The following is a 26065-nucleotide window of genomic DNA, read 5'->3' as shown; positions in this document are numbered from 1 at the left end:
ATACCAAGGAATCTTGCTTCTGTGAGAAATACAGACGATATACATATAATCATTTTCCACTCCAATAATAGGTAAATAGATAGTTTTAAAAGATACGAATACTTTTTTACAAAGCAAATGTACTTCTACATTTTTTGTATTATTCGTAAAATAAATAATGTAGCAATAAATTTAAGACCTAAAAGGTGGGATAGAATGAATGCAATTTTAACAGTTATACCAATCTTACTCATTAGGCATGGTATATTAAGTGCGATAAGTAAAGAGGGGTCTAAACGTGCAGGTTCCTTTGCTCCATTATCGGAAATAGAAAAAGTAGCTTACTGGATCTATCAAATTACGACCGCCGTTATTCTATTATTTTTATTACTACTCAAAATTAGAACAGACTCTGTTCTGTTTTATATTGGGCTGATAATCTATATTTTAGGAATTGTTTTATATACGGTATCTACACTAAATTATGCTCATCCTAAAATGAATGGGATAAATGTAAGCGGGTTATATCGAATATCCCGAAACCCTATGTATGTTTCATATTTCATTTACTTCATGGGTTGTGCATTGCTTACACATTCATGGATATTACTTGGGTTATTAATAGTTTTCCAAATTTCAGCTCACTGGATTATTCTTTCAGAGGAAAGATGGTGTATAAATAAATTTGGGGAAGAGTATATAAAATATATGAATAGCGTGAGACGATATTTTTAGAAAGGTGCGGTATAAACTTGGTATTCAAGTGGTGATTCTCATCTTCTAATAATATTCATTAAGTAGTCCTATAACATAATTCCTTAAAAAGGATAAATATTATTCTTAAGCATAGTCTTAATTCTATTTTATTCATAAACTGAAATCTTCTCCTGCTTGATTAGGGTTATCAATTCATATATCCGAGATCTTTATCTATTACAGAGGATGAAATAATACGCGATATACCAGACCGGAGATACTTTATTTAGGCATCTCCTACATATATAAATTTAAATTCCATGTCTATAGCAAAAGACATATGAATTAATTGTGATCTTTCATTCTTTGGATTATCAATAAAATAACTTATCTCCATGCCATCCGGTTTTTTAATAAAATTGGCGATGTACATAAAATTTCCAGCCATTTCGATAGGAAATGGTGTATTGGATTCTGGTACACCAGAATCTACTGCATCTTCCTTTACTTCAAATTCAATATCATATTCTTTCTTTAACTCTTCATATATACCTTCCGAAATATAACGCATTATTTTCCTTGCTTCGCGATCAGCTTCCTGTAAAGACGATCTATAATAAACGTTCGGAATGAAGTTAATATCTTCAATTTCTTGTTTCAATTCCCCAATTTCCTTTTGCTGTTCTTTGATCTGGCTCTCGTATTTGATAACTATTTGATTATTTTCATCTTCATCCGAGCAGCCTACAACAAACAGCAAGATAAAAATAAGTATCCCTAATTATTTCAACTAATCACGCTCCCTGAAAAAGTAAGACAATTATTATTATAATAAACTCCCTCTATTATCATAGAGGGATCACCAGTTTTCACCTTATTAGTTGAAGAAGATAATTACTTTTTAACTACATAATGTAGTTCTACAAACTGATTGAAAATCCTTGTTCCTTTTAATGAGAGGTCTAATTGATAATCTCCTTCTTTAAATAATGGAATTCCTTTTCCAATTATAGTTGGAGCAACTGTTAAGATAATTTCATCAACTAATTTTTCTTTTACAAAATATTGCAACAATTCTCCTCCACCAACAATCCAAATGTTTCTTCCTTCTTGATTTTTCAATTTATTAATAAGACTAACTATATCATCATTAACAAATTTGACATCTTCGGTATCCTTAATTGAAGTCCTTGTGAAAACGTAACATTCTTTATTTATATATGGGAATTCACCTGCATCATGCTTTACAATCCAATCGTAAGTTTTTTTTCCAATTAAAACTGTATCTACTGTCTCATAAAAATCTGAATATCCATTATCACCTTCACCTTCAACATTAAATAACCATTCTAATGACTCATCTTTAGTAGCTATGTATCCATCTATACTTTTTGCAATATACAATACCAATTTACGTTTTTTACTCATAATTAACCTCCTAAAAAGAATATATGTTCGCTTGTAATTTAACAATAATTAAAGCACTTTACAACTAACCTTTCTTGATCCCATCGATGAAGAGCAAAATTAGCCCTTCATCACAGAGAATCCAAGGTAAAAGATTCAATACTTTCACTACTCTTGAGAGAGGAAGACTGCTACATTATTTTCTTTAATTATACGAATATTTTTTCAAGTTTCTTTCTTGAATCATTACTACAAACATTTGAAAAAAAGGATATAAGATATTTTCTTGCATCTTCTTTGTCAATATTAATGGACTCAATTCTATTTCTATTAGCCCATGAGTCATATGTTTCAAACGCTGTACTGCTCCATCCTTTCTTTTCACCTTCTGCATTTCTTTTCTCATGAATGCCTGAAATTACAATATCCATTGTTCCTTGTAATTCTAATAATGCGTTCTCAAATATCCTTTTGCTGTCTTTTTCCTTTAGTCCTGCCATCATTCTTAATGACCTTGTGTCTATCCCTTCCTCTTGGCTAATAATTTTGTATATATCAAACGCTTGTTTTGATACGTTTCCATTAAAATATCGTTCTTCAACAGACTCAGTATATCCTAAAACCTTCTTTACATATGGAAGAAGTTGAAGGGAAACCAATACCGATTTTTTCTTGATGAATTTACCGTATGCCGCAACCCCGTCTGTTGAAAATTTTGTCCTCCAAATCCATGGATCAAACTCTGATTCAGAATGCCAATACTTTGCTAAAGTAATAGTATTTAAAGAAGGAAAATCGGGTATTAACGGGGCAAGCGGAAGTAAACCAATCTCTTCTATTACATCTAAGGCTTCTTCATATGTTTTTACTTTATATTCCATCAATTTGTTATCTCCTTTTTTAAAAATTGACATATGAACTAATTTCTATATTCAAATTAGTTTTTCCTTCTTAACCTCCCCCCATAGATTTCAAGAAAAAAGCTGGTTCATATCTCAATGTTCATCCACTAAAACCACTTTTAGTTCTGGAAAGAGCTACTTATCGGTAAGTAGCTCTTTCCACAATTATTACTTCTATACATTAAAAATGTTCTACTTTTTGCTCCGTGAATATTTTTCTTACTTATCTTGATATTGCTGCTCATCTTCTGGAAAAATATCTAATCTATTACTTACATCTGGAGTCATGTCCAAATATATGGTGCAAGTTTAAAGTAATCAGTTAGCCGTTTTTATCACACTTTAATTTTAATTTATTCTTTTATGTTTAACGTCCTGCTAATTCCTTAATACGTATAATGCGTTCCGGGTGTTTTGTTGTAAGAAAGTGATCTAGTATGAAGCGATCATAACATAAAGAAAAGTATGGTTGAGCTTCTTCACTTCTATTAAGCAAAAGGAGACACTCTGCGATTTCCTCAAATACATATCCATCAGGTTCAATGGTTTGTTCGGTTTCAGCAAGTAATTCCATTAGGATTGTTAAAGAATCATCCACTTGACCTAGTAAACGCAGTACCTTTGCTATGCACCATTTTGCAATAAATACCGAATTGGAGTTACCTTGCGCAATACGAAACTCCAATGCTCGCTTGAATAGTTCTAGGGCTTCTTCCAAATTTCCATTCTCAACCTTTGCCCAACCGATGTTGTTATATAATGAACCTAACCAACGACTGGCTTTAGGATTCTTTTCGGCACATTCTAGCGCTTTCAAATTCCATTCCATGCGTTTCTCAGGAGTAGCTTCCGCAATTCCCAACATATGTGCTGCATCAACAGCGTAATCCTCCTCACCAGATTGGATTCCCATTTCCCATGCTTTAAGAAATAGCGGAAGTGCATCCATTGGTTTGGAGGAGGAATTAAATACTCTGCCTCTTTCCAGAAAATATCTAATTCTTGCCACGTTTAAATCCTTGTTTAATAAGCTCTCTGCACGATCAAGCGTATCATGCGCTAATTCATATTTTGCCTGTAATCCCTGAGAACGTGCAATTTGAGTCAAAAGTTCCGCTAAGTAGCCAATATTTCTTGAGTCCTCTGCTTGCTTTAGCAAACTGATAAATTTTCGTTCGGTTTCTTCAGGGTGATTGTAATCCCATAGCTCATCAAAATTTAACATAATTCACTCTCCAAATAGAATAATAAAGTTATGATTAGCATAGCGTAGATTGGTCTTTATTACCATACGGTCATTCTACGATAAGCATGTCAATATTACTTTGGCGTTTGATACAAATTTAAAGAATAATGATTACTGAAAGTCTACGCATTCTTTTTCCTATATTGGAAATCCTAAGCCTAAGTTATCTTTTAAGGGGAGTTAAATATTGAGAAAATTTTATTTGGTCTTCTTAATTGCCATTATCATTTTGCTTAAGCAACCACATTATTTTAAAGCAAGTCAAGAAGATATAGACAATAAATTGCTTCAAGATACATTGGTAACTACTCTATTCCCTTATATTAAAGAAGGAGTAATACAATATTATGGTTATCCAAAATCGTTTGGTTTGTATGATACGAAAGTAATAAAGGTCATAAGGGAACTTGATGGGGCATTTGGTTTTACAGTAGAAGTGATAGTGAACACTTTTGAACATGCACATAACCCTCCTTATGGGAAAGAAACGATGGCTTTTAATATAAGTCCAATGGGGATAAAGAAAATAAGCTTTTATCACGTAGGAGATGAAGAGGAAAAGAAGATGCTTCTGTTTTATAAAGAGTCGATTTCAGATATTAAACAATCCTTTCACTTAAATTTAGAGCATTATTCCCAATTTAATTATAACCAACTATATTACCAAGCAGAGAAAAAGGAGGATTATAGATCACTTTCAGCCATTACGGAGACTATAGTATTAAACATTCTAAATCCTGAAATACATCCGCCGTATAAAAACATTATTAGCCCTGTAACTTTTATCAATGGAAACAATGGATATATTCTATTTAAAAAAGCAGATGGAACAAACATGCTATTCAAAGTTAAAAAGAAAAATAATGCATGGAATGTAGTGGAAAAGAAAAGTGAAAAAGGTAAAAAAATGAAAAACAAATTACTTTGGTATATGTAATTCAATCTCTATAAAATCTCTCTTGGTGAAGCTATCCTGTCGATAAAATTATTAATAAAGAAATAGGGTTTCAATTTTTAAAGCCCTTTTGAATGTTTTCCTATTGAACCAGGGCTAACCCGTTATTTTAACAACATAGTGATTGAAGTCCCTTCTCTTCCAACCTCTGCAAAACCTAAGCTACGGTACAGATTTATAGCATTCGTATTATCACCATCAACACTTAATGATAATACTTTAAAGCTATTACTTTTTGCTTCATCTATTATTGAATACATTAGTTGAGTACCAAGACCTTTTCCCCTTACTTCTTTTTTTATAGCAATTCCTAACTCTGGCGTATCATCATTCACATAACCATACCCACGTTCTTCACTGCTAAATAATCTATACCATACTGCACCTACAGGAGTTCCTGAATTATCAATCGCTATTAACGCTTTATCACCTTTTCGACCCCAGTTTTGGTGGTATTTCTTCAACTCATCTGTATAAAGCAGTTCATCAAGTGGTGGTTTTTTCTCTCTCTCTATGTGAATTGACTCATAAAGCATCTCCATTAAAAAATTCTTTTCATTTTCTTTTAAGTATCTAATTTCAAACAATTTTATCTCCCCTTGAAATTACTTTTCATCTTTATTTCTACGTAAGTTAACCCCCTTCTTTGAGAGCCAGTTTAACCGACGTATTAATTTCTTCTGTAAACACGCCAGTTGGATCAAAGGCAAATAGTTCTTCCTTTATATGCTCTTCAAACGAAGCCACATTTTCTCCAAGAAAGCGTTTAGAACCATACGAAGTCGAATAGTGATTACCGATTATAGAATCGATTGTCCAATATTGTTCATATGGTGGAATCTGATGAACTTCTAAGACGAATTTTGAATTTGTTATTATTTCCTGATGTGTAATTTCTGGATGGGAATAAATCGTATTACCTGCTCTTCTTTCATTTCCGTACCAATGGTTTACTACATCTTTCACTTTCTTTTGCCACGGTAAAAGTACTCCATTTGGGGAAGAATTGTCTATAATAGCTATACCACCTCCATCAGAAATCATTTCATATAAGTGATCTAAAACGACTGGTCTATCCATCCAGTGAAAAGCCTTGGCAATAGTAACAAATCTGAACTCAACATTGGATTGGCTTTTATATTTTTCAATATCCCCAATAAACCAATTTGTATTTTCAACCCGATTTTCACTGCTAAGATTTTGTGCTAGTTGAATCATTTCAGGTGCCATGTCAACCCCAACTATTTTTTCAAACCAATCCGAAAACCTTAAAGCAAGTCTTCCATCCCCACAGCCTAAATCTAACATTTGGCCACTTCCATCCAAATTAAATCTAGTTATTAAAAACCTTATCAAGGAAGCAGAATATATTGGCCTATATCGTGAATAATATAATGCTGCACCTTTAAATAAATCGTCACCGTAATTTATCAATTAATTATTTCCTCCCAATTCATTATCTGAAAGAAGATAAAGTTATTTAATTCGTGTTGCAAGAATAACCGATGAAATTGGAGTCAAATAAACTTCTACCACTAGCAAATTAGCGTGATTTAACCAAATCACCTTAACTGGATCGAGTTTTCCTTTACTTTGCATCCTCAAAATTCATAGTTTAGTGGATATCCTTTAATACGAAGAACTTCTGGTCTAACCATTGTTTTAAACTTTCCCACATTTCTTCGGAAAAAATATGATTTACTTCATCAAAAACAATTAATTGCACGTCATAGTGAGCATTTGCTTCAGTCAAATAATTATAGTATTCTTTTTGACCTTCGATTGAAACAATACTATCTTGTTCCCCATGCATTAATAGAATAGGAGAACCACTATGAACTTTTCCGAGTGGATTATAAACATTTATTTTGTACATCTCTTCATCAGTCATTTCAGGACGACAATCATTTTCCCTGAAAATCTTTTCCGATAAAAGAAAAGAGCCAGATCCGTTAATATTGATTAAGCCTGCGAAATGATTACCACTTGCAAATATCCCGTTCGCTATAAATCCTCCCATGGAGATTCCCATAAGGATTATATCCTTTTCCTCCTCACCTAATTTTTCCAGTAATAATTTAGAATCGTCAATACTTCTAAAAATTGTCTTCCAAAAGTACTCTTGCATAACTTCTTTATTAAAATGATTTTCCAATTTATTTCTGCTGTCATGATATATTATTTCTGGAACAACAACCTTGAAACCAAGTGACATTAGATTTTCCGCAAAGTCATGATATTTGCTTGCGCTTGAACCCCAACCATGAAAGAGTACAATCGTTTTGCCCCTTTTTGTTAAATTACTCGAATATTTGTTGTAGATGAAATCTTTAGATACACTTTTTATCATTCAATTTCCCTCCCAATCTTCTTCATTCAACTCTTATGTTAATTCCCTTGAATAAATAATGGGAGCAACGTTCCAACCCATATCCATAAAACTACCTCTAGTTGCTCGATTAAAAGCATCATTTAAATTCCCAGCTGGATTCCTTTTCAATTCTTCTAGTCTTAATCTTTCTCTACTATTTTTAGGTGTTTCCTTGTCTGTATTCATCTGTAGACCTCCTTTTTATGTAGGAAAAAACTCCATAGGTTCTTTACAATGCATATATCCATTTCGCTTGTAATACTCAATGCTATCATCACTTGACCAAACGATGATAAATTCGTACTTCTCGCTCTCTACCCATTTGTTTATAGTTGTGATCAATTTACTTCCTATGCCCTTGTTTCTAAAATCCTTAACCGTATAGACATTTGTCATAAATGCAAATGGATGAGTTTTTCTACCAGGACGTGGTACTTTTTGTATTAATTCTATATAGATATGAGATAAAATATTTGAGTTCTCCTCTGCAATCCAAATAAACCAGTTTTCACTATTAAGAGCCTTTTCTAAAAAGTTTTCACATTCTAATTTAAATGATATGAAATCACTCTCACTGAAAACTATATTTTGATTGGATTCCAATGTGAAATCCAATCTCATTTGAATTAACTGGTTAATATCTTTACTGTCAGCTAGCCTAATAATCATATTCTTACCTCTTTTTCTATTAAGCATATGGAATCTTCAAGAAATTCAATACTTCTCCAATAAATTTTTCCATTTTCTCTGATTCCGGATAATGAGCGCTATTAACGACTAAACAATGGCTACTTCTATATTAAGTGAAATAAAGGTCCAATTATTAGAAGAAGGATCGAACAAGAAACCAGTGTAATACTCACTTTTTTAGACAATTTTACTTGTCCATCACTTTTGTAATATCCAGAAAATTGGAGTTTATTTCTATAGAACACAAAAAACATTATCAGAATCGCCACACCTGGTAGAAACCCTAAATAGGAATTACCGAAATCAACTTTGAAAATTCCGTAAATAATGTTTACTAAAAATCCCATAAAAACACCCAAAATACCGAGTAACAAGATAATTCGAATTAATTCTAAAATCACTCTCAATATAATCCCTCCTATTAAAATTATTAGACTAGAATATACCTATTATGCTTAATGAACCTCTAAATGTTTGGTGCAATTATATAGATTACAGCTCCACTTATTTTCGTAATTTTCTAGAATTGTTATTGATGTATTTTCAATATATGTAATTGGAAACACGTCAGGTAACAAGTGTTGTAATGTAAGTCCAATTAATGCACCATGACTTACTACCAATATTCGCTTATCTTTATATGTCATTACTGCATCTTCTAAAAATCTAAATCCTCTTTTAGCCACTTCTTCAAATTTCTCCAAGCCTAGATCTAATTCTCTCCAGTTAGTTCCCCATTTTTGTATTCGTTCTTCTTCTGTTGTTCCTTCTATTTCTCCACAGTTTATTTCACGAATTCTCTGGTCATAAATAGAAATAGGCAAATTTAATTTATTTACGATTATTTGTGCAGTTTCTTTTGCGCGTGATAAATCGCTTGAAATAATAACATCCCATTTCTCTTCCAGGGAGAGCCTATCTGCTAATGCTTGGGCTTGTTTTATACCAATTTGATTTAATGGAATATCAGAAATCCCTTGCGCTCTCCTAAGCTCATTCCATTCTGTAATCCCATGCCTTATTAAACCAACTGTTGTCACGTTTAACACCTACTACCTTAATTTTTTTTCCCATCTAAAAAATCGTTACTTTTTATCTTTAATTTCTGTAAGAAGTTCTGTTACACGTTCGTTTTGATTTACTATTGTTTTTAACATGTTTTCAATTGCACTCAAAGAAAATAGGAGAATAATCACTAAGATAATCAGTAACCCTATAATAAAGGACATTTCGAATTGCCTCCTTCAATGTGTATAATATTATTACCAATATTATACACTAATTCCAACCTGCTTCTTATAAAAACTCGTTAGATCTGCTGAAAATATTGTATGAAAAAAACTATTCCAACTAAATACTCTAAAATTCCAACTAAACCTGCTAATTTTCCAACTAATATTGAGAACTACAAATTTTTGCGATTTTGACATCTGATTTTGCGATTTGAATTCTATATCTTGCGATTCGGTTGTTCTTCATATAAAAAAGCAAAATCTCAGCTTGTAGAGTCACTTATATATTACGATTCTAGGAAGTGATAAATAAGGCAAAAAAAAAAGCACCCACCTTGGATGCTAGAAATTATATTATTTTTTTAAAATTGTATGAAGTTCTACATTGTGTAACTAGATTTTTCCAATAAGTAGGCTGTTTTAGTCTCTATTGTTTCAACTAAAACTATTAAAATTTTGCCTTTGGATATTGATCTCTTCTTTACCAACTAAAACTATCCTAGATTTAACTTCATTATTTAGTTAGAAATGATTTTGCCATATAGTAAGCACTCACAGTAAATAACTGATTTATCTCGCCGTTATTTATCATCATCTCCATATCATTTAAGTCCACCAAATCTACATCAATAAATTCTGTAGGATCTAATTCTTGCTCAAATGCATTATAAGCGTCGAATAGTAGAAACGTTATAACTTTATTCGTTTGTGTTGCTGGATTAACATAAAACTCCCCTAATAATATAGGCTTCTTTTCTGTAATAAATCCTGTTTCTTCCCTTACCTCTCGCAAGATTGCTTCTTCATATGCTTCATTTCCTTCCGGTTTTCCAGCTGGAATTTCTAAGAAGGAGTCTTGTGCAGCATATCTATACTGTTTGACAAGCACAATCTGCTTATCTTTTGTGAGAACAATTGCATTCACCCAGTCTGCGTATTCGTTGACATAATAGTTTTCTATAATTTGTCCATCTGGAAGTTCACAGCTATCTTGTCGTAAATTACCGAATGGAGATTTGTAGACATAACTTGAATTTAGCGTTTTCCAACTGTTCATCAAAATATCTCCTTTAATCCATGTTTATTTTTGGGGGTTGCTTTTTATAATCTCTAAAGCCATCTGCATATCTAAATCTTCTTTGATATGCTGTGGGGTCCATGGTATATAGATATCTGGTTCGAGGCCGATCCGTGTCATCCCTTTACCATCATCTACACGTTTTAGTTTCGAAGTAGGATACCAAAGTTCAAATCCTTCTGGCCATTTCTTAATCGCTAAGTTTGTATAGTCATTTAATCCAGCAGTTGCTCTTCCAACAACTGTTACTTTATTCGAGAGTTTACACGCTTCAACAAATGAATCTCCGGAGCTACCACAAAAAACATCTGAAAGGATAATCACTTTCTTCGGAAATACCTTCCCCTTCATTATGAAGGAATTATTATTTTGTATATTAAAATTTACAAAGCCTTTTCCATGATTCGATTGGAAAAAACTTTTGAAATCCTCTATCATTAATATAGTTTGCTCATCTTCAACCTTTTCAAGTTGTTCGTTTATCATATCCAATTGGAGATCGCATGTCCGTGCTGTGCAATTGAACAACATCGTATGGACAGCTGGATCGTAATAATCTTTTTCCTCTTCCGGAAATATATATGCTAAAAGATCTATAAAACTAGCATCTGTACCACCTGCATTTTTTCGGACATCGATTATTAAAGATTCGGAAGTACTAAGTATTTCTTCATTGGCACGTATAAGTTTACAAATAGTATCGGGATCGTCAAAATCAGTCAGTGTTACAACGACTGGACCTTCAGCCATTTTTTTTATGGTATATGTAGGAGTATCAAAAATTTTGTCGAATTTCTCCATTCTTACTACATTTGTGGTCTCATCATCGTTTACTATAGTGCAAGTCTCGTGTTTTATTAGAATTGGATTCCACTGTTCACGCTCTACATGATTTTCATTTAATATACGACTATATTGTTCTCTCAACTCCATTATTGGCACACCATCTAAAGCAGAAATCGCTGAACCGAGAGCAATATTCTCTTCATTGCGAACGGATATAACATAGAGTTTGTCTTTAAATCTTCGAACTTTAAATCCTCTTTCCTGTTGAGGTTCCTGATTCTGATTTGAACACTTAAAATGGATGTGATTATCCTTAAAATCGAGTAAATAATCCTTAACCAACTCGATAAATTCGTTTGGTGCAAATGAATTATTTTTATTTTTAATTATCTCCCTAAAATTGTTCGGATTATCCCAGCCCTGTTTATCTATACATCCTGAATAATCTTCATGCATTATCGATATGATTTCCTCGAAGATTTCTTTATACACTAATATTCCTCCTCATTCATAATAAGTAACCCTATATAAAATTCAGGTAATAATTAAAAATTCGGTTAATTTAAACTGTAAATATTTCAACAACAACTTTTGATTGGTAACAAAAATCTCGTTCTAAAAACGCTTCCTTCTTAAAAATAGGAACAGAAAGATTTTTGTTCCTTTTTTCTGCAGATAGCTTTGCCCTTATCAAAGTATTCATCGCCATTATATAACAATTGTTTAATTTAATAAGTTAGTAGTCTATACTTACAGACCTTCTACGTTTGATATTCTAACTTCATAATAAACATTATGACTTAGGATCTTCCAATAGGTTTCCACATTCCGAACAAAACTTTGCATCCCGTTCATATTGATGCCCACAATTTGAACAATAATGACCAGAATCCGAAAGTCCCTCTTTTAGACCTTGACCTACAGCCCTCATTTGAGCTCTCAAAATTTCTTCGTTTGATTTTATAATTTTACTCCGATAAGCAATCCCTGTTAGGATAAATCCAACAAATATAACAGGCAAGGCTACAAAACCTAACCAGAAATATTCAGGTCCTTCCCATCTGTTCGAAGTGAAAAAATCGTAAACGGAAAAGCCCAACCCTGCTATGCCTATAAATAAAACAAACGGAGCGATAAATTTCATTTTGTTACCTCCAAATTATCAATATAAGAGACAGTTTAGAAAAATTCATACAATCCCTTGTCGAAGTAATCAAATTCCTCTTCCGTGATGGTTTCTCCTTCATACCCCTTATAAAAAGCTTGTAAGAGCGCTTCATTGTTTCTGATAGAGCGAGTTGCTAAAGCAATATCATAGCGAGGATCCCCATATGCTGAACCGGCTAAATCAATAAACGTACGTACTCTTCCGTTTGAAACAAGAACATTATCTATGGTGCAATCACCATGGATTAACGTTTGTTTGAATGGAGTAGGTTTATGACTTTTTAATTTATCCAGTAATGGTTGATTCCCATCTACCTCGTAGTTTTGTAAATTATAAGTAGCTTTTTCCAATTGTTTATCAAGCCACGATTCTTTTGTAACCAACGATGTTGGTGGTTTTGTTTCATGCAATTGCTTTAAAAGGGCGCCGAAACTTTCGAAAAGCGTATATTTTTCTTCATCCGATTCTGCTTTCAGAAGCGCTTCCCTTAGTGGGATTCTTTTTTCTAGACTCATTAGTAAATAACTCTCTTGATTATTTTCAACAAATTGATAGAAAGTTGGTATAGGTAAGTTTGTTTCTTCATTCCAATGTTTCATTACCCTTGATTCCTCTAAAAGCCAGCCTCTATACAAAGATTTCTTGGCAATTTTACAAACAAACAACGCATTCTCTGTTTGTAAAAAAGTTACTTCTGACGTACCTCCTTGTCTTTTAGGAAATGAAAAAGAATGCACTTTACCGATAATTGTTTCAAAATGTTCGAGAATAGTTGGGTTAATTGATTTGTTCATAAATAAGCTCCTTTAATGTACTTCTTAGTTCACTTTTTTAGAATCGCTACCCCTATCATCGCCATTAGAATAGTTTTTTTCTTCAAGATTAATCCTCCTTCATAATCAACTAGTTATGCGCTTTACGATAAATCCGATATGTATAGGCACTCCACTCTTCGTTTAATTCTTTCCAGTTAATGATTTTCCATGGATTGAAAAAGGTTTGACCGTTTTTATTGAAAAATAAATGATCTCCAAGATGATAGGCTGCATGCTGAATAATTCCCTCAGCGTTAATCCATGTAACGACATCACCAACTGTCAATTCATCGTCAGTGATGGAATATTGAGCATTTTTAAGTCCTTGTGTAAAAGTTTTTTGATGCACCCATTCGTTTATTATCCATTCATTTCTCTCTGAATGATTACTAATTGCATAAAGCGTTGCTGCTAGACAGTTGGCACCAGCATCTGTTGAAAATGAATTCGCATATTTTTTCAAGTGTGCAGGAATATTATCTGGAACTTCTAAGGACTCCCAACTGTCCCATTCAAGAGCATATGCTTGAATTGCTTTCTCTTTGTTTGAAAAGGACAACTTCTTCCACATATTATTTTGAAGAACAACATATGGTTCACCTTTCTTTTTTACAATAAATTCAGTTGAAACTTCATCCGGTTCAGAAAATAAAGAAAGCGGAAGTATTAAACCTCTATTTATACTTACTTGTATGCTAAAAAGAGTTGCTCTTGTCTCTGAACTAAGGGTTGTTACCCAACCTGAGTGAGCTAAAATAACATATTGAATATCATTAGAAATTCCCCAATACTCATAACTATTTACTAGCTGGATCTGTAAGTAAGAGGCGTGATTGAAAAATTCATCCTTAGGAATTACTAACACTTCATGTAAATAATCTACAAAATTTAGCAGCTCCTTTTCTCGTAAGAAAAACAAATCTTTTTCAGGAACATATTTTTCAATCCAATGGTCTATCTGTTCTTGTGTTGGTTGTATTTGAACGTTCATTTTTAAACTCCTTCGTTAGGTTTTTAACTCTTTATTAATTCATAGGCTATCTCTAAAAATAAAATCCTTCATTTCTTCTGAAACTACAAAATCGATTTCCAATTTTATTTCAATCGTTAAATAGTAGTGCATCTATCTTTAATAAAAAGGCGCCCCCAAAAATAGAAAACCCACTATATAATTATTCAGTTTTTGATAACTTTTGCGAAGTAAAATAAGCCAATGAAGCTATGAATAATATTCCAACTAAATAAATTGTCGAGCTCTGTCCCAACACAGTTGTTGGATCTGAAGTCGTCTTTTGCAAAAATAAATCAGGAGTATAAGATACTGTTAGTAGCCACCCCGATAGTAATTGAAACACCAAGAGCAACAAAGCAAAACTTAACATAAATACAATATACTTTTTCATTTTTCCTCACCTCTTTACTTACTACTACGGAAATACATAGGGAATGGTTTCAATTTTCCAATTATTCATCCGAGACAATTGAGTTTTTTTAAATCTCAATTTTTTACTCTTACTTAAGTACAACTCCTTGGAATAGTATCCCCACATTTAATATTCCTCTTTTCTACTAAATTCCATTTATTTTTTAGTACTTTACTATTTATCTTAAGTTAAGTTTTTCCATACTTCGACTTATATTCCTCTATAATGTGACAAGATTGTGAACTTTCTAATTTCCTCCGTAATGTGACAAGTTTTGCATTTTTAATATTATAAAATAAAAAAAGTTGCTTCCCTGCCTTCTAGATAATCTTCTCAAGAATTGAAGCTAAATATATTGTATGGAGGAAGTTTTTGTGAACAGTTTGTTGGATGAAAAAGCATTGTTGAAACAAATTTGTATCAAGAGAAAAGATATGTATAGGAAGGCGAAGAACTTTGGGCTAAACCATCCTATTGTTGTTTCATGTAGTCAAGAGCTGGATGTTCTACTAAATAATTATCAAAAAAAAGTTTCTTAATAGTAATTGGATAAATTTATCGAAAATAAAACCGATCAGTAATCTCAAATGATTACGATCGGTTTTATTGTTTTAGATGAAAAAATACAGTTCTAATATCTTCCCATCTATAGATTAATAGGTTTAATTCAACACCAGCTATATTGATCTTTTTCGATTCAAGTAGCTGAGCACCAAGAGCTTCGTAGAAAAATCTAGAATCATTATCTTCCAAAACTTCGACAAAAATTGTTTTATAACCTAGTCTATTAAATGTCTCAAATAGTTTATTAACAAGCATTTTTCCTACTCCCATTTTTTGATACTTCTTAAGTAAATAGATAGAAGTCAAATCACCAGAGCATTTAATTTTATTTGTATATCTTTTTCCACCATCAGCAAATCCAACAATTTTACCCTCACTATTTTCTGCAACAAATACATAATGATCATTATCTGATATATTCTTTATCCAAGATTCTGTCTTATGATTGTAAGACAATTTATCCAGAAATTCACTTGGTAAACAATTTTTATATGTAGTTCTCCAACAGTCTACATGAACTTTTGCAATACACATAGCATCATCCAAAGTGGCAGCTCTAATTATCAAAATATTCCCCCCTCCAATAAATTATTCCGATTACATAGTTGTATTGCATGAAATCGTAGGGAATCTCGTTAATTCAAGTCAAATGATTTCTTTTTGTTTTCCGTATTCTAAAAGGGCAACATACGGATCTCGTTCTAATCCTAAAAGTTTGCAAAAAGCAGGCTCGGTTTTAACCCCTTGTTCTTTTAACTTAATTACTTCTTCTTTGAAATTTGGGAATTGCTTTAGTATTGAATTTTCAATTACCATATGAAGATAAGCAAATTGTTCTTTTACTGATTGATGTTGACCAAATAGTTCAAATTCAAACCCGTCAAATGTAAAATTAGCTTTAATTACTGACACATTTCGAATTGAAGTTATTTTTAGTGTAAAATCTTTTTGCTTTCCATACATAGTAGTTACTTTTTTCTCAAATGATGAGAAATCTGCTACATTCATTATTATATCTAAATCGGAACCAATTATATTAATACCTATTGGGAAGGTACCACAAAGAATGGGATTATATTCGGAAAGGTTTTGCATGATTCCCAAATTCCTAATAGCTGAATAAGCCTGCTTTTGATTTTTGTTTCCGAATTGTAAGTAATCTATTGTTTCAAACATACGATTCCTTTCCTTTCTATAAGAATATCAAGCTTGTCCCCCAGCTAATTAATAACACTTCGACACGTGTAAGAAAACACCTTTAAATTCCATCTTTAATAAAAAAATAAGCCATAAGTATTAAACTTATAATCCTGCATTCTTAGGCTAGTATATTTGCAGATTATTGTACAGAGATATTAGGGAATTACTTCCATGAGTATATTGAATCTAATTTTATTTCCCCCTATATAACAAATAATTTAATTTCTATATTGATTATTATCATACTGGAATAGAAACAGGAATAATATTGTTATAGCTAATGGAGGTGGAGTATATATTGAACAAAATTGGAATGATTATTCGAAAGCTACTTTTCATGAATATATTGAAGTGAATTCACTACCTACAACCAATGGAAAATACTACTTAATGGAAATCAAACTGCTAACTGAAAGATTATTTAATAGTAAGAGCCTTTCCACTAAATCTAAACTGGCCAAATTGTACTTGCAGGTTATTAATAGTTAGCTACTAGTTAATTTTCACATCACTACTTAGCTAATTTCCTTCCATTGCGATTTGATTTATACCAGTTTTCTAAGAATCTCCATCATCTAAGAGTTTCTTTAACTAGCATGATAATCTAATAATTTCAGACTGGAAGGGGAATCGAATGTTAGAATATCATCAAAAATCATCACTTGAAGTCATGAAGATGTTAGGCGTGACAAATCAAGGATTGCATGATAATGACGTCAAAAAGAGACAAGAAGTATACGGTTATAATAAATTAGTAGAAGGAAAAAAAACAAGTACACTAGCAGTTTTCTTTGGACAGTTTAAAGATTTATTAGTCATTATTTTAATGATTGCTGCTTTCATTTCATTTCTATTAGGTGAAGTAGAAAGTACTATTGTAATTTTGATTGTCGTTATTATTAACTCAATACTAGGCACTGTTCAGCATGTGAAGGCAGAACAGTCTTTGGATAACCTAAAAGCTTTGAGCTCTCCAGTTGCAAAAGTGATGAGAAATAATCAGCTAATGAAAATTTCATCAAAAGATATTGTAGTTGGGGATCTTCTGTATTTGGACGCTGGTGATTATGTAAATGCGGATGGAAGATTATTAGAAAGCCATAATCTGCATATTAATGAAAGCTCGCTGACTGGTGAATCATTAGCAGTAGGAAAAAGTACCGAACCTATTGATGTAGATCAGGTAACCATTGGTGATAAGAAAAATATGGTTTTTACTGGCAGCTTCGTCACTAATGGACGTGGTATTGTAATTGTTACTTCTATAGGAATGGAAACAGAAATAGGAAAAATCGCAACTTTACTAGATACTGCGAAAGAGAAGAAAACTCCTTTACAAGTGAGTCTAGATCATTTTGGAGAAAACTTAGCTTTAGGTATTACGATGATATGTTTAGCTATTTTCACTATTGATCTTTTTCGTGGACGAGAGTTAGTAGAATCTTTTATGTTTGCTGTTTCACTAGCAGTTGCAGCAATTCCAGAAGCATTGAGTTCAATTGTTACAATAGTGTTAGCTTTTGGTACACAAAAAATGGCGAAGGAAAATGCCATAATACGTAAGCTTTATACTGTAGAAAGTCTAGGAAGTGTCTCTGTAATTTGTTCAGATAAAACGGGTACATTGACCGAAAACAAAATGACAGTTCAACAAGTATATGTGGATCAAAAAGTAATTTCACATGATCAACTAAATATCAAAAATACTATCGAGAAAAATCATATGTTGATGGCACTATTATGTAATGACGCCGTGGAAAGAGATAATAAAGAAATCGGTGACGCAACTGAAATTGCACTCGTAAAATTAGGAAAGCAGTACGAACTGGACGAAATAACCGTAAGAAATCACAATCCTAGAGTAACGGAAATTCCATTTGATTCAGACAGAAAGCTAATGAGTACATTAAACCATATTAATGGACAATCTATTATGATTACAAAGGGAGCATTAGATGTTCTACTAACTAAAATTGTGAAAATCGAAACTTCCAAAGGTATTCTTGATATTACAGTAGAACATCGTAAAAAGATCGAAGAAGTAAACCGAGACTTTTCTATGAATGGTTTAAGAGTACTAGCAATTGCGTACAAAGAGATAAAGGAAAAACAAACAATCAATGTAAAAGATGAGAGAGATTTAATCTTTGTAGGTTTAATGGCGATGATGGATCCACCTAGGAAAGAGTCAAAAGCTGCTGTTGAAAGCTGTATAAAGGCTGGCATTAAACCAGTTATGATTACAGGAGATCACAAAATAACTGCAACTGCAATTGCCAAGCAAATTGGGATTTTAAATGATCCATCAGAAGCAATTGAAGGAAATGAAATTGAAGGATTAACTGATGAAGAATTAAAAGAAAAGGTTCAAGATTTCTCTGTCTACGCTCGAGTATCACCAGAGCATAAAATTCGAATTGTTAAAGCTTGGCAAGAAAAAGGAAATGTCGTTGCGATGACGGGAGATGGTGTCAATGATGGTCCTGCTCTAAAACAAGCAGATATCGGTATAGCAATGGGGATAACCGGTACCGAGGTTGCGAAAGATGCATCCTCTATGATATTAACGGATGATAATTTTTCAACAATTGTTAAAGCTATTTCGAATGGGAGAAGCATTTATACGAATATTAAAAACGCCATTCTATTCTTGTTATCAGGGAATGCAGGTGCTATTTTTGTTGTTTTATATGCAACCGTACTAGGTTTACCAGTTCCCTTTGCCCCTGTGCATCTATTATTTATTAACCTACTTACCGATAGCTTGCCAGCAATCGCAATCGGATTAGAACCTCATAATAAAAACACAATGAAGGACAAGCCTAGAAAAATTAACACTCATTTATTAAATAAAAAATTTACTATTCAAGTGATGCTTGAAGGTTTATTGATAGCTATCTCTACAATCATCGCATTTCGGATAGGCTTGTCAACAGGAGATACTCTAATAGCAAGCACAATGGCCTTTGCAACATTATGTTTATCAAGATTAATACATGGCTTTAACTCTAGATCTAGAGAATCGATCTTCACAATAGGTGTATTTTCAAATAAATATACTTGGCTAGCATTTTTAATTGGTTTTTTATGTTTACACTTAGTATTATTTATACCAAAGCTTACCGGTGTGTTTGAAGTCGAAACATTGAGTAAAGTACAATTAGGCTATATTTATTGCTTGTCCTTTATGCCATTTTTAGTCAATCAGTGGTATAAAGTGTTGTTCGTAAGAAGTAAAAAATAGTTTGTGGACCCTGTTTCAGATACTATTCTAAAACAGGGTCACAAACTCAATGCGCGTTTAAAATTATTCCTATTGATGCATAAATAATGACAGTTCCGAAAATGAACATCATATGAAATAATGAGTATGCAAACATTCGGTTCGCCCACTTCTTCCCTTCCTTCTTATGGTATCCCATAATACTCATCCAAAGCCAAATTGCGCCTAAAATAATCGAAACAAATGTAAGCCCTAAGCTAAGGGGTAAAAATAAGAAGCTCGTTAAAATTAATAAAACTAAGTAAATGTTTGATTGAATATAAGTGCGACGCTCTCCCTTTACTACAGGAAGCATTGGGATATTCGCTGCGGCATAATCATCCTTTTTACGGATAGCTATTGCATAAAAGTGTGGCATTTGCCAAATCATGACAATAATAAATAATGCCCAGGCTGCTGGATGCCAAATATCGGGTGCTACTGCTGCCCAACCAATAAGTGGGGGCATGGCACCTGAAATGCTGCCAACTTCTGTGTTCCAAATAGTACGACGTTTTGTCCAAATTGTATATGGTACTACATAAAAAAATACTCCGAGAAAACCTAATAACGATGCAAGTGGTGTCGTTAATGCAAGTAATCCAGTTCCAATAATAAGTAGAGAGATTCCTACGACTAAAACTAGTTTTGGAGATAATTCACCTGTTACAGTGGGACGATATTTCGTACGTTGCATCACAATATCAATGTCACGATCATATAAATTATTAAACGAGCCTGCTGCAGCGATTACTGCTGCCGTTCCTAAAATCGCACATACGATATTCGTAATATTGTCTTGAAAACTTAACTCATACGTGTATAAAGCGAGCATGAGACCTGCTACCATTGGAATTAAATTAGATTTAATAATCCCAGTTTTTAGTGCCAGTGCCCATAAATTCAAATTAGATTTCTTTTGCATAGTGTTTACTTAACACTCCTTCATTTCCTCAACGCATTTCGAATTACTCGATATTATTACTCTTCTAAATATAACAGAATTATGGACTATTCGCCTTCTTTACTAGGTGACAATCTGTTGACATATCCATCCAAAGATCTTTTTAGTTTTTTGTTACCTTGGTCCATTATCCAGGAGTAGTAATGCTTTTTAAGAATAAAACCTACTAAAATGTGCACTCTAGACTTTAGGAGGTGAAGATCCATGAGTAAAAATAACAAAAAGACAATGAATGAAAGAACGCATAATAGTTTCGAAATCTACAAAAAAAATGAAAACAGCAACAGTAATAACGATAACACTAGCCAAGAATTTGCTGAAGAATTTGGCTCTACAGCACATATCAATGCAACTAACAAAAACAAGAATAAACAGTCCCTCAAAAATAAATAAAAGTGGAATTTGAAATGTGAGGAATATAGGTTATAGGTAACCTCTCTTTTTTTCAATATGTATCTAGAGAAAAACCGGGCAATTAGACGCCCGGTCCTTTTAAGAAAAGTAACTTAGAAATGTCGTTGATTTCCACTATTATTGACACTTTTCGCGGGTATGCTTTAGTCTACTTGTGCACTACTTTAGATAATGCAATTAAACAAATAAATTACTATGATGAACTTGGTGATGCTATAAAAGATAATGATTACTTTCATAGTTATGACGGAAGTCACTAATTCCCTCACATTCACTATTTGAATTGGAGTAACCCAATTCAAAGACCTGGTTCAAACATAGCAACAATTTAAAAACAATAGAAACAAAAATAAAAACTATGTTGTAATAAAAATACAACATAGTTTTTTCATTTAATTTTCATTACATATTAATAGAATTTCAAATATATTATTTATCCCCATACATTAAATAACAGACCCTTTCATACAAAACTCGGTCACTATTTAAATTGTACATAAATTGTTTGTAACACAGGGAGACTAACAATTCCCATGCTAAGTCAAGCTTAGAAGCATACTCTCTGGACCAGCGTTAAGCAAAAAAGGACTCGGTTTTCCTACACTGTATAGCTGTAAATGATGCATAGCCCGGGTACAGGCAGTGTAGAACAATCTACGCAAGCTTTCATCGCCGTATACTTGCGCCGATGCGTCATATATGATTACGGCGTCGAATTCAATACCTTTAGCCAAATACGCCGGTATGACTACGATGCCTTGCTCATAGTCAATTGAGCTTTTCTTAACTAGCTTAATTTCTTCAACATCCTTCAGAAAATCGTAAGCTGCAGCACTTTCCTCCGCCGATTTGCATATGATCGCAATCGTATTATAACTACGATTCCGCAATTCTGCTACTTTAGATAAGATACTGCTATGCAGCTCGATACGATTGGACAATTGCGTCAGCACTGGTTTCTCGCCATCGCGTTCAAAAGGTGTAATATGTTCGCCACTTGGTACAAGTTGACGTGTGAATTCGACGATTGGTCTTGTTGATCTATAGCTACGGGTCAAAGTTATCGTATCCATTTCATTCGGCCCGTATAACCCCGAAAGCGTGTGAAAATCAACCGTTTCGCTGGAATGGGCGAATATCGCCTGGTTAAAGTCTCCAAGTACGGTCATCTTTGCAGAAGGAAACAAACGTTTCAAAAACTCGAATTGAAAAGGAGAATAATCTTGCGCTTCGTCAATCAGAACATGTTTGATTGAGACATTCGTCTGAAAGCCTTGAATCAACTCTTTCAAAAGTAAATACGGGGTAGCATCCTCGTATAACAGTTTCCCCTCATCTAGCATTTTCACAGTAGATAGGCAGATTTCCGACAACTCCTTAGGTGTTTCCTCCTCCACCCACTGTTTAATCCGAGTTAAATCGCAGAAAATTCCCTTGTATATTCCTTTAATATCGATAAAACTAAGCATACTAATTCGTTTGCGTAACGGCTTTAACTTCTGCCGGACAATCAATCGACTTAACGCTTTATGCTCAATCTCATAATCGTCTAACGATTCCGCTTTATAGCCGCGTTTTTTCCGTAAGTGGTTATAAGCCTTTTGATAGTCCTCTTCGCTGAGCAGTTCAATTGCGTCATATACCCATGGCTCGTTTAGTTCGATTTTTTCAGCTTCATCTATTTTCTTGTTTAACCAATCCTTTAGCTTCGCAAGTCTATTATGAAAGCGTAGCGATGTGTCGCTACTATAAAATCTTTCAGAGATTTGCTCGGCGGTGACTATCGGTGTTCCTCTGAATATAATTCCCTTGAATTGCATGCCGGATAATTCCAGTGATTGCCTGTATGTTTTAATTATCTCAAAAAAACGGACCGATGCCTTAAATCGGATACTCTCAGCCCTAGTCTTGTATGAAGGATCATCCGTAGCAGTCAACACATATTCCAATTGCTCATAAGGTCCTTCTACTTGAAATGCATTGCTAAGACGATGGTTCAAGTATTCCTGGAATGTGACCTGCTGCATATTCTCTTCACCGAGTTCGGGCAATACATTTGATACATAACTTTTAAACATAGAATTTGGCGAAAATAGAACGATTTGGTCGGCTTTCAATCTATCCCGATACTTGTAGAGCAAGTAAGCTATCCGCTGAAGTGCGACCGATGTCTTTCCACTTCCAGCTGCTCCTTGAACGATGAGCAGCCGCCCATAATCATGTCGGATGATTCGATTTTGTTCCAGTTGAATAGTAGAAACTATGTTGTGCATATGTTTATCTGTGCCTTTACCGAGCACCTGTTGTAAAATCTCGTCTCCGATGGTGAGATTAGTATCGAACATCGATTCTACAACCCCATCGCTGATGATATATTGCCACTTTTGGTCTAGCATGCCGTGGATAGCTCCTCCAGGTGTAGTGTATTCAGCAGGTCCCGGGGAGTAATTGTAGTAGACACTCGAGATAGGAGCTCGCCAGTCATAGATAAGGAAGTTCTCTCCACTTATATCCCTTAGAGTGGAAATGCCTATATAGAATCTTTCCGTAACGGAAGTTCCTTCTTCCCTGAAGTCGATTCGGCCGAAATAAGGTACCTCCTGCATGCGGCGTAACGCGGTCAATCTGTTAAAGACTTGTCTGTGAGTACTTTGACTAACTGAAAGATTCTGAGCCTGTTGTCTCAAGCTGATGATCGTCTCCAGATAATCGTCAAAAGTATCTGTGCTTACCTTGATGTCATCCCAAAAATGTTTGCGGAAATTAACCACTTCTTTGCGACTCTGGTTGGTTTCGTCTTCCAGCTTACCGATTTGTTCAGTAATAGCCTCCATTACGCTGTCCAATCGTTTTTGCTCCGTACGAATATCCGTTTCCATATTAAGCACTCCTTTATTGAATCAAAATGGGGGTTGACTTTTCAAATAATGTGTTATAAAATTAATATAGGGTTATTCTACTCTAAACGATTTTAAATTGTGTTACTATATAAACTTACCATTGTTCCGTACTTTTTTCAATGTATTTTACACAAAAATAAGGTGCCAGGTTCAAAAACAATTCCGAATTGTTTTGAACCTGGCACCTTTCATTATTACTTGGATGTAGTGTAAATTATTTCATCTACATAACCTTTTTAGCTTCCTCACCAGCTTTATACGTAGCTCTTTGAGTTATTCTTAATTAGAACCCCCCTGTTCTGCAATAAACTTGAATAACTAAATGGTTTCACCTCAAATATCTTCTCAAAGCCTTCCCTTACAAAGTGTTATATCAATTATAAATTGAAATTAGTTGCTTCCTATAAGCTTGACCGTTCAAATGACTGTATCATATCATAGATTTTCATATTAGTTAGTTTTACAAAATCACTGCCTACTAGAAATTATATAAAGAACAGTATCCTTCTTTAACTAATCTTCTCGTTTTTTTATCAAATCCTTGAAAGTCAAATATGTATAAGTTCATCTACTATAGCAAAAACTTTTAAAGAGGAGTGATGAAGATTGGATAAAAAGGAAACTTATCTTACAACAGCGCCAAAGAATTCGCAAATAACAATTGAAAATGGATCAACATTTCCAAATTTAAGAAATGTACAAGGGAATTCTGTAAATGAACATAAAGCGCTTGAAGAAGCCAATATAATAATTGCCGGCGACGAAATTAAACAACAAAACGAAAATTTATAATAATGTCAAACTCAAATACAAGAGAATATGGTCACGATCCCTCTCTCTAGATTTTAAGTTATGATATTCATCAATTGTTTCGAAACGAAATTAAATACAAGTTAATTTTTTTGAGTTTGATACGTGAATGAACATATATAGCTTATGATTGATTAGATAAGTTTGCTAATAAAATTAAGGGCTGGTAGAAAAACACACAACATGTGAGGATAATCTACTATGTCCACCAATCCTAACAATACTAACTTTACATTGGGAGATGAATTAAGATGACCGTCTTAACTATGAAAGAATTGGCATTTATAGAGGATGAAATCCGTGCAGAGGAGATAACCGCAAAAACGATGAACTGGTGTGCAACACAATGCAAAGAACAAGAGTTAAGAAAAACACTCGAGGAGATGGCAGAAAAACACCAGTTAAAAATTGCCGCGCTCTCCCAATACTTCAACCGAACAAACAACATTTAATAATTGCAAAGGTGGGTTCATTCATATGCCAAATAATATCGCAGGACGAGGCTTAACAGACCGTGAAATGCTCCAGCTTTGTTTAGAGCTTGAGAAGGGACGCTGCCGCAGCCTCAGCAATACCATATTAGAGACCACACATCAGCAACTGCGGGAAATTTATAAGCAATGTTTTGAAAATGCGAGCTCGAGCCATTATCAGCTTTTTGAGATAATGGGCAATAAAGGTTGGTATAAGACAGAGGATGCATCTAAGGAGCAGGTTGAAAAAGTAAAGGAACTTATGCGAAATAACCTCCATCCAGATGATCAATATTAGAAAGTACCTAAAAGCGCAATTTAATGTTGCTTGTTTTATTTCGATACCCTTTTGAGTATTTTTAGTGCTCTTCTAGCTCGTTTGTTAGAACACATCTGGCCCTAGTCAAGTCCAGTTAGCCATCTTTTTCAAATGTATGGCAGCGAAAGTAGGCATCCCCCTGCATCGACAATTTTTAAAGTCCACTTAACATCGTCCAACGCATGCCATGCTTTTCTTTGGCATCTGCTAATACACGTTTAAATCATTTCTTTGAGTTTCGCGTAAATTGGTTTTACATCTTTCTTATGTGGCATTATCTACATATGTGTGTAAAAAACACAATAACCATCTATCAAAGTGAATGATAGATGGTTATTAAAGATTTTTAAAAATAGTTTTTTCTTCAATTGAAATAATTAGATTGTTTCATTTCGGAAGGCGAATCGTCA

At 33.5% G+C, this 26065-nt stretch carries 30 protein-coding genes and 1 pseudogene; 8 read left to right on the top strand and 23 right to left on the bottom strand.

All coding sequences use genetic code 11. The features are described from left to right. Positions 1 to 195: 195 nt before the first annotated feature. Positions 196 to 714, top strand: a complete 519-nt coding sequence (locus tag ACFVR1_RS05065; RefSeq protein ID WP_387581160.1) for a methyltransferase family protein — start codon at positions 196 to 198, stop codon at positions 712 to 714. A gap of 247 nt (positions 715 to 961) precedes the next feature. Here ACFVR1_RS05065 and ACFVR1_RS05060 read toward each other — a convergent pair whose 3' ends face one another. The 4 genes from ACFVR1_RS05060 to ACFVR1_RS05045 form a co-directional block, all read right to left on the bottom strand. After that, complete coding sequence (locus ACFVR1_RS05060) at positions 962 to 1435, bottom strand: hypothetical protein (protein ID WP_387581158.1); 474 nt, start codon at positions 1433 to 1435, stop codon at positions 962 to 964. Positions 1436 to 1569: 134 nt separating this feature from the next. Next, a complete protein-coding gene (locus ACFVR1_RS05055) occupies positions 1570 to 2103 on the bottom strand; it encodes a dihydrofolate reductase family protein (RefSeq protein WP_387581155.1) in 534 nt (177 codons plus the stop codon). A gap of 188 nt (positions 2104 to 2291) precedes the next feature. Then, on the bottom strand, positions 2292 to 2963 hold the full coding sequence (locus ACFVR1_RS05050; protein WP_387581251.1) for an AlkZ-related protein: 672 nt from the start codon (positions 2961 to 2963) through the stop codon (positions 2292 to 2294). A gap of 388 nt (positions 2964 to 3351) precedes the next feature. After that, positions 3352 to 4209, bottom strand: coding sequence for a tetratricopeptide repeat protein (locus ACFVR1_RS05045; protein WP_387581152.1), 858 nt, complete (start codon positions 4207 to 4209; stop codon positions 3352 to 3354). A 208-nt stretch (positions 4210 to 4417) separates the two neighbouring features. Between ACFVR1_RS05045 and ACFVR1_RS05040 the strand changes: the two genes are divergently transcribed. Then, positions 4418 to 5167 carry a DUF3888 domain-containing protein gene (locus tag ACFVR1_RS05040; protein ID WP_387581149.1) on the top strand — a complete coding sequence of 250 codons (750 nt, stop codon included), beginning with the start codon at positions 4418 to 4420 and terminating at the stop codon, positions 5165 to 5167. 122 nt (positions 5168 to 5289) lie between these two features. Here ACFVR1_RS05040 and ACFVR1_RS05035 read toward each other — a convergent pair whose 3' ends face one another. The 14 genes from ACFVR1_RS05035 to ACFVR1_RS04970 all read right to left on the bottom strand — a co-directional run bounded on the left by ACFVR1_RS05035 (position 5290) and on the right by ACFVR1_RS04970 (position 14728). After that, positions 5290 to 5772, bottom strand: a complete 483-nt coding sequence (locus ACFVR1_RS05035) for a GNAT family N-acetyltransferase (RefSeq protein WP_387581146.1) — start codon at positions 5770 to 5772, stop codon at positions 5290 to 5292. 46 nt (positions 5773 to 5818) lie between these two features. Then, a complete protein-coding gene (locus ACFVR1_RS05030; protein ID WP_387581143.1) occupies positions 5819 to 6619 on the bottom strand; it encodes a class I SAM-dependent methyltransferase in 801 nt (266 codons plus the stop codon). Between the two features lie 181 nt (positions 6620 to 6800). After that, complete coding sequence (locus ACFVR1_RS05025; protein ID WP_387581140.1) at positions 6801 to 7535, bottom strand: alpha/beta hydrolase; 735 nt, start codon at positions 7533 to 7535, stop codon at positions 6801 to 6803. Between the two features lie 33 nt (positions 7536 to 7568). Next, positions 7569 to 7742, bottom strand: a complete 174-nt coding sequence (locus tag ACFVR1_RS05020; protein ID WP_387581138.1) for a DUF6366 family protein — start codon at positions 7740 to 7742, stop codon at positions 7569 to 7571. A 15-nt stretch (positions 7743 to 7757) separates the two neighbouring features. Further along, complete coding sequence (locus ACFVR1_RS05015) at positions 7758 to 8225, bottom strand: GNAT family N-acetyltransferase (protein ID WP_387581135.1); 468 nt, start codon at positions 8223 to 8225, stop codon at positions 7758 to 7760. A 125-nt stretch (positions 8226 to 8350) separates the two neighbouring features. Next, complete coding sequence (locus ACFVR1_RS05010) at positions 8351 to 8647, bottom strand: hypothetical protein (RefSeq protein WP_387581248.1); 297 nt, start codon at positions 8645 to 8647, stop codon at positions 8351 to 8353. A 54-nt stretch (positions 8648 to 8701) separates the two neighbouring features. Beyond that, positions 8702 to 9286 carry a histidine phosphatase family protein gene (locus ACFVR1_RS05005; RefSeq protein WP_387581132.1) on the bottom strand — a complete coding sequence of 195 codons (585 nt, stop codon included), beginning with the start codon at positions 9284 to 9286 and terminating at the stop codon, positions 8702 to 8704. Between the two features lie 45 nt (positions 9287 to 9331). Next, positions 9332 to 9475 (bottom strand): hypothetical protein, encoded by a 144-nt coding sequence (locus ACFVR1_RS05000; RefSeq protein ID WP_387581130.1) that lies wholly within the window; start codon positions 9473 to 9475, stop codon positions 9332 to 9334. Positions 9476 to 9992: 517 nt separating this feature from the next. Next, positions 9993 to 10535 (bottom strand): NUDIX hydrolase, encoded by a 543-nt coding sequence (locus ACFVR1_RS04995; protein WP_387581128.1) that lies wholly within the window; start codon positions 10533 to 10535, stop codon positions 9993 to 9995. Positions 10536 to 10559: 24 nt separating this feature from the next. Further along, on the bottom strand, positions 10560 to 11834 hold the full coding sequence (locus ACFVR1_RS04990) for a S41 family peptidase (RefSeq protein WP_387581125.1): 1275 nt from the start codon (positions 11832 to 11834) through the stop codon (positions 10560 to 10562). 301 nt (positions 11835 to 12135) lie between these two features. Continuing rightward, positions 12136 to 12486 carry a zinc ribbon domain-containing protein gene (locus tag ACFVR1_RS04985; RefSeq protein WP_387581123.1) on the bottom strand — a complete coding sequence of 117 codons (351 nt, stop codon included), beginning with the start codon at positions 12484 to 12486 and terminating at the stop codon, positions 12136 to 12138. Between the two features lie 35 nt (positions 12487 to 12521). Beyond that, positions 12522 to 13304: an aminoglycoside phosphotransferase family protein gene (locus tag ACFVR1_RS04980; protein ID WP_387581120.1), complete on the bottom strand. Its 783-nt coding sequence runs from the start codon at positions 13302 to 13304 to the stop codon at positions 12522 to 12524. Positions 13305 to 13413: 109 nt separating this feature from the next. Further along, positions 13414 to 14316: a hypothetical protein gene (locus tag ACFVR1_RS04975; protein WP_387581117.1), complete on the bottom strand. Its 903-nt coding sequence runs from the start codon at positions 14314 to 14316 to the stop codon at positions 13414 to 13416. A gap of 181 nt (positions 14317 to 14497) precedes the next feature. Further along, positions 14498 to 14728 (bottom strand): hypothetical protein, encoded by a 231-nt coding sequence (locus tag ACFVR1_RS04970; protein ID WP_387581115.1) that lies wholly within the window; start codon positions 14726 to 14728, stop codon positions 14498 to 14500. A gap of 395 nt (positions 14729 to 15123) precedes the next feature. Here ACFVR1_RS04970 and ACFVR1_RS04965 point away from each other — a divergent pair, with 395 nt between their 5' ends. Further along, entirely contained in the window at positions 15124 to 15288 is a 165-nt protein-coding gene (locus tag ACFVR1_RS04965; protein WP_387581112.1) for an aspartyl-phosphate phosphatase Spo0E family protein, read from the top strand. Between the two features lie 64 nt (positions 15289 to 15352). Here ACFVR1_RS04965 and ACFVR1_RS04960 read toward each other — a convergent pair whose 3' ends face one another. Then, positions 15353 to 15880, bottom strand: a complete 528-nt coding sequence (locus ACFVR1_RS04960; protein WP_387581109.1) for a GNAT family N-acetyltransferase — start codon at positions 15878 to 15880, stop codon at positions 15353 to 15355. Positions 15881 to 15958: 78 nt separating this feature from the next. Further along, positions 15959 to 16489, bottom strand: a complete 531-nt coding sequence (locus ACFVR1_RS04955) for a DUF4269 domain-containing protein (RefSeq protein WP_387581107.1) — start codon at positions 16487 to 16489, stop codon at positions 15959 to 15961. A gap of 658 nt (positions 16490 to 17147) precedes the next feature. On the opposite strand from ACFVR1_RS04955, the gene ACFVR1_RS04950 reads away from it, so the two are divergent. After that, positions 17148 to 19757 (top strand): cation-translocating P-type ATPase, encoded by a 2610-nt coding sequence (locus ACFVR1_RS04950; RefSeq protein WP_387581104.1) that lies wholly within the window; start codon positions 17148 to 17150, stop codon positions 19755 to 19757. Positions 19758 to 19803: 46 nt separating this feature from the next. Here ACFVR1_RS04950 and cyoE read toward each other — a convergent pair whose 3' ends face one another. Continuing rightward, positions 19804 to 20700: a heme o synthase gene (gene cyoE, locus ACFVR1_RS04945; protein WP_387581102.1), complete on the bottom strand. Its 897-nt coding sequence runs from the start codon at positions 20698 to 20700 to the stop codon at positions 19804 to 19806. 243 nt (positions 20701 to 20943) lie between these two features. On the opposite strand from cyoE, the gene ACFVR1_RS04940 reads away from it, so the two are divergent. Continuing rightward, positions 20944 to 21132 carry a hypothetical protein gene (locus ACFVR1_RS04940; protein ID WP_387581100.1) on the top strand — a complete coding sequence of 63 codons (189 nt, stop codon included), beginning with the start codon at positions 20944 to 20946 and terminating at the stop codon, positions 21130 to 21132. A gap of 557 nt (positions 21133 to 21689) precedes the next feature. Here ACFVR1_RS04940 and helD read toward each other — a convergent pair. Then, complete coding sequence (gene helD / locus ACFVR1_RS04935) at positions 21690 to 24032, bottom strand: RNA polymerase recycling motor HelD (protein ID WP_387581098.1); 2343 nt, start codon at positions 24030 to 24032, stop codon at positions 21690 to 21692. Between the two features lie 627 nt (positions 24033 to 24659). Here helD and ACFVR1_RS04930 point away from each other — a divergent pair. The 3 genes from ACFVR1_RS04930 (at position 24660) to ACFVR1_RS04920 (ending at position 25634) form a co-directional block, all read left to right on the top strand. Continuing rightward, the gene (locus ACFVR1_RS04930) at positions 24660 to 24845 is read left to right on the top strand and encodes a hypothetical protein (RefSeq protein ID WP_387581095.1); all 186 of its coding nucleotides are present in this window, start codon (positions 24660 to 24662) and stop codon (positions 24843 to 24845) included. A 269-nt stretch (positions 24846 to 25114) separates the two neighbouring features. Then, a complete protein-coding gene (locus ACFVR1_RS04925; protein WP_387581093.1) occupies positions 25115 to 25315 on the top strand; it encodes a hypothetical protein in 201 nt (66 codons plus the stop codon). A 25-nt stretch (positions 25316 to 25340) separates the two neighbouring features. Beyond that, a complete protein-coding gene (locus tag ACFVR1_RS04920; protein ID WP_387581090.1) occupies positions 25341 to 25634 on the top strand; it encodes a spore coat protein in 294 nt (97 codons plus the stop codon). A 105-nt stretch (positions 25635 to 25739) separates the two neighbouring features. Here ACFVR1_RS04920 and ACFVR1_RS04915 read toward each other — a convergent pair. Next, positions 25740 to 25909: pseudogene (locus ACFVR1_RS04915) on the bottom strand (transposase); the annotation flags it as partial. Positions 25910 to 26065: the final 156 nt, after the last annotated feature.

The sequence above is a fragment of the Psychrobacillus sp. NPDC058041 genome, assembly GCF_042885655.1.
GTDB lineage: Bacteria > Bacillota > Bacilli > Bacillales_A > Planococcaceae > Psychrobacillus.
This window is presented reverse-complemented; position numbering and strand designations above follow the sequence as displayed.